Origin of the sequence: Pseudoalteromonas sp. MMG013, assembly GCF_018100885.1 — a bacterium.
GTDB classification, from domain to species: domain Bacteria; phylum Pseudomonadota; class Gammaproteobacteria; order Enterobacterales; family Alteromonadaceae; genus Pseudoalteromonas; species Pseudoalteromonas aurantia.
This window is the reverse complement of sequence record NZ_JAGJEE010000062.1, coordinates 1-3576: the sequence shown is the minus strand read 5'-3', so window position 1 is coordinate 3576 and position 3576 is coordinate 1. Positions and strand designations below refer to the sequence as shown.

Below are 3576 nucleotides of genomic sequence, written 5' to 3'. Positions count from 1 at the left end.
TTCCTTTTTTTGATCAAGCCTTTTTTAAAACTTTTTGTTCGTTCGAACAAATAACAAGCTAAAACACGCATATCGAATAATTTACACTCAAAAAAAAAAAGAAAATCGCTTTAAACGTTAAAAACAAAACACCACTGTAATCAATCGGCGGCTAACAATTCAGTCCTTTTAATTCTTTTACCATTTAAAATCACGCTATCAATATCATCATAAGCATCAATAGTACTCAGTGGGTTACTATTCAAAAGTAATAAATTAGCAATTTTTCCTGTCTCAACAGTTCCATAGTCCGTATATAAACCAAATTTCTTTGCATTATTAACCGTTGCCGCGGCCAAAATACCATTTAAGTCTACGCCCGCATTATGCATATTACGCAGTTCCCAATATGTAGATAACCCCGGTTGAGAGCTATAAATAGGAGCTGGCGGGGTGTCAGAACCTAACAGTACCGTACCACCTTGTTGGTAAATATAATTTAATACTTGCGCACCTTGTCGCTGCTTCGTTGCAAAGCTATCAATCATATCTGCTTTAGACACGTCACCCCAACTATTTTGAAGCTCTCTTGAAAACCATTGACCCTGATATGATTTATACCAATCCAACTGACGGTTTGTGAGAACGGTTTTATACACTGGTAGCTGTAAATGTCGCGCTTTCAATACATCCATAAGCCCTCTTACGACATTTAGCGACGGCTGATAAGCAATATCATTTTTAACAATATGCTGCGCGACCCTTTTAACATCTCTAGGTAAAGTTGCCTGCCCTGCTTCTTCTAGCCAGTTCCAGTTTCCATGCGCCATAATATCAACCTTTGAGTCAACTGCAATTTCCTGCATATCGGTCGCATTTGCATGGGCCATTAACGGTAAATCATTCTCTAACGCCGCACGTTTCAAGCCCAGCAATGTTTTATCTTTAATTAAAGGTATATTATTGGCTGTACCAAAACCGTCTTCAATATAAACCTTGACACACTTTGCGCCGTCTTTCGCCATTCTTTCTACAACTGAGCTAGGTGATTGCTGCATTTTTAATAATTTATAATTATCAACCTTCGGATCCCCGTGTTGGTGAACAAAGTATGGCCTATGTTTGACCAATTCTTTATACTTAAACCCTCGACCGTTGTAACCTTTAAAAATAGGGACCGCACCACAATAAAACGCTTTTGGTGATAACCCCGCAAGTTCAAATTTTTTAATCCCTTCTTTCGTATTTGAAGGGTCTAGCACTTGAGTTACCCCATAGTATAAATAGCGACGCCCCTGTAGCTTTAAAAACTCGTTTTGCAATGCCACTAACTTAGTTTTTACTGAACCTTCTGCCACCTTACTAATCGGTAATAATCCAGGCATCGTTTTTAAATGTACATGCGTATCCATCAAGCCTGAAATCAAATATTGACCAGCACCATCTATATATTCAGCATTACCTATTTCAATCGGTTCAGCGCTAATTTTTCCAATTTTACCATCTCGAATTCTAAGCCATCGTTTTGGTAGAGACGATGTGGTGCGTGCCGACGTTGCGTTAATGATAGTAACATCACCAATGATCAGCTCGTGTTTTGCTTGACAGATTAAAGGTAATATCAATGTAAATAAGACAAGTAATTTCATTATGTTCTCCATTAAAAGAATTGGCACCAGTATAAAAACAGCTTTAAAAGTCGCTTGATGCCTCTATAATGAATTTCTAATCTTTGTCTGAAAAATAAAATAAACTTAAATTTCAAATATATGAAAAATAGGACTACCGCGTTCAAGTTCGCTAATTGGGAAGTATATCCACAGTTAAACCAATTAGTGGAAGCTTCTACCAAGCACACAATCACACTCCCACCCAAGGTCATGGCGTTACTAGTATTATTATCTACACAAAATAACATCCCTCTTAGCCTAGATGAAATTGCACAGCAGCTATGGACGCGCAAGGTTGTTTCTGACAGTTCGATTTACCAAGCGGTTGCACAATTAAGAAAAGCATTAGCAACAACAGACACTGAGTTGATTTACATAGAACAAATCTCATCTAAAGGGTATCGGGTCTCACCTGATATTCAGATATTTCCTTTAGATGCCACCTTCACGACAGGAGTCAAGATACTGGATAAAAGAAGAAAACTCAGTCTACTTTCTTTTTCTGTTGCGTTAGTGGGTGCTCTCGTAGTTTCATTTAGCTATTTCAAAACTGAACCCTCTATACTGGGTGAAGCCGCACAGTCTAACCTGATCCATTTTGAACCATTAACGTTAGCTGAGCATTTGTTATCGCAACAAAAAACGACTGATATTATTAAAGCAAAACAGTTATATCAAAATATTTTAGAGCAACAACCCGAGCAAATAGACGCCTTATACGGACTATGTGAAGCCCACAGATTACTATCTATCTATGGTACATCCAGCGAAAGTAGCGTCATAAAAAACTGCGATCAATTACTCACTAAGTTATTACGTTTAGTTCCGAGACACCCAAAAGCACTGGCACTACAGGCTGCATTTGAAATACAAAAAGGTAATATAGATAAAGCCAGTACGATATTTGAAAAAATTACAAGAGACAAACAAGCAAATTCCACAGTATTTCACTGGTATGGAATATATTTACGTAAACAGCAAAAAGTAGAGCAAGCTTTAGAAGCACATAAGCAAGCCTTTGTTCTATCACCGAATAATGCTGAAATACTGATCCACTTGGCATATGCCTATTTAATTAACCGCAACCAAACATTAGCAAAGCATTACTTTGAACGTAGCTTAGTCATTGCACCAGACTTACGTAATGCTCCGCTATACGCACTGGATTTTTATCGGCTAGATAAAAAAATTGCAAGCGAGTATCTAAAATGGTACGCCCTGTATGGGCAATTCTATACCAACAGAATCCCTGCATATAAGCTGAGCTATAGCTTGTTACTTTTAAGCCTAGGGCAAAAACAAAAAGGGATAGAGACCTTCAAGGAAATTGATGATCTTGGTCAAATACCGAAGGCATTCAGACTCTATGGTGAAGCAGCTATCGCTTTTGAGTTACATGGAAGCAGCTCCGCTATTATGAAGCTAAAGCAAAGGTATAATTTGGCTCCATCGAAAAACCATTTTGTAATGCCTTTAATCCAAGGTCTTATTTTTAAAGGTGATCATATTCAAGCACTGGCATTATTTGAAAAACACTTTTCTGATATTTCGGAGTTTATTGCCCCCACCTCTAAACATATAAGCCAATACCTAACATATGCAATATTATTGCAAGGTTCAGATCATCAAGAAAAAATACAAGCGCTGATATCACTCTTAAGATTAGAGCGAAAAAACAACGCATTTTCCGAAATGCAAGAGCTACAATATCAAGTAGTTATCAAAGATTCTCAAGGGGTAGAACACGCAATACAGGCCTTGCTTACCTCCTCATGGCAACCTGATTACAACAACGACATTTTTGAATTTGCAACCGTCAAACAATATTTGATCCGATTTAAACTGCATGACAAATGGTTAATACCCCTTAATCAACACCGAAACCGAATTTAGAATATCCAGTTAATACAATCTCGATACTTTTAGC

At 37.6% G+C, this 3576-nt stretch carries 2 protein-coding genes; one reads left to right on the top strand and one right to left on the bottom strand.

What is annotated here, in order from left to right; genetic code table 11:
* Positions 1-140: 140 nt before the first annotated feature.
* Positions 141-1628, bottom strand: coding sequence for an amidohydrolase family protein (locus J8L98_RS24240; protein WP_210998628.1), 1488 nt, complete (start codon positions 1626-1628; stop codon positions 141-143).
* Positions 1629-1748: 120 nt separating this feature from the next.
* Here J8L98_RS24240 and J8L98_RS24235 point away from each other — a divergent pair, with 120 nt between their 5' ends.
* Positions 1749-3542 (top strand): winged helix-turn-helix domain-containing protein, encoded by a 1794-nt coding sequence (locus J8L98_RS24235; RefSeq protein ID WP_210998627.1) that lies wholly within the window; start codon positions 1749-1751, stop codon positions 3540-3542.
* The last annotated feature ends 34 nt before the right edge of the window (positions 3543-3576 follow it).

Excerpts from the sequence above, each read along its gene's own strand:
- J8L98_RS24240 (WP_210998628.1), bottom strand. The coding sequence starts at position 1,628 with ATGAAATTACTTGTCTTATTTACATTGATATTACCTTTAATCTGTCAA.
- J8L98_RS24235 (WP_210998627.1), top strand. The coding sequence starts at position 1,749 with ATGAAAAATAGGACTACCGCGTTCAAGTTCGCTAATTGGGAAGTATAT.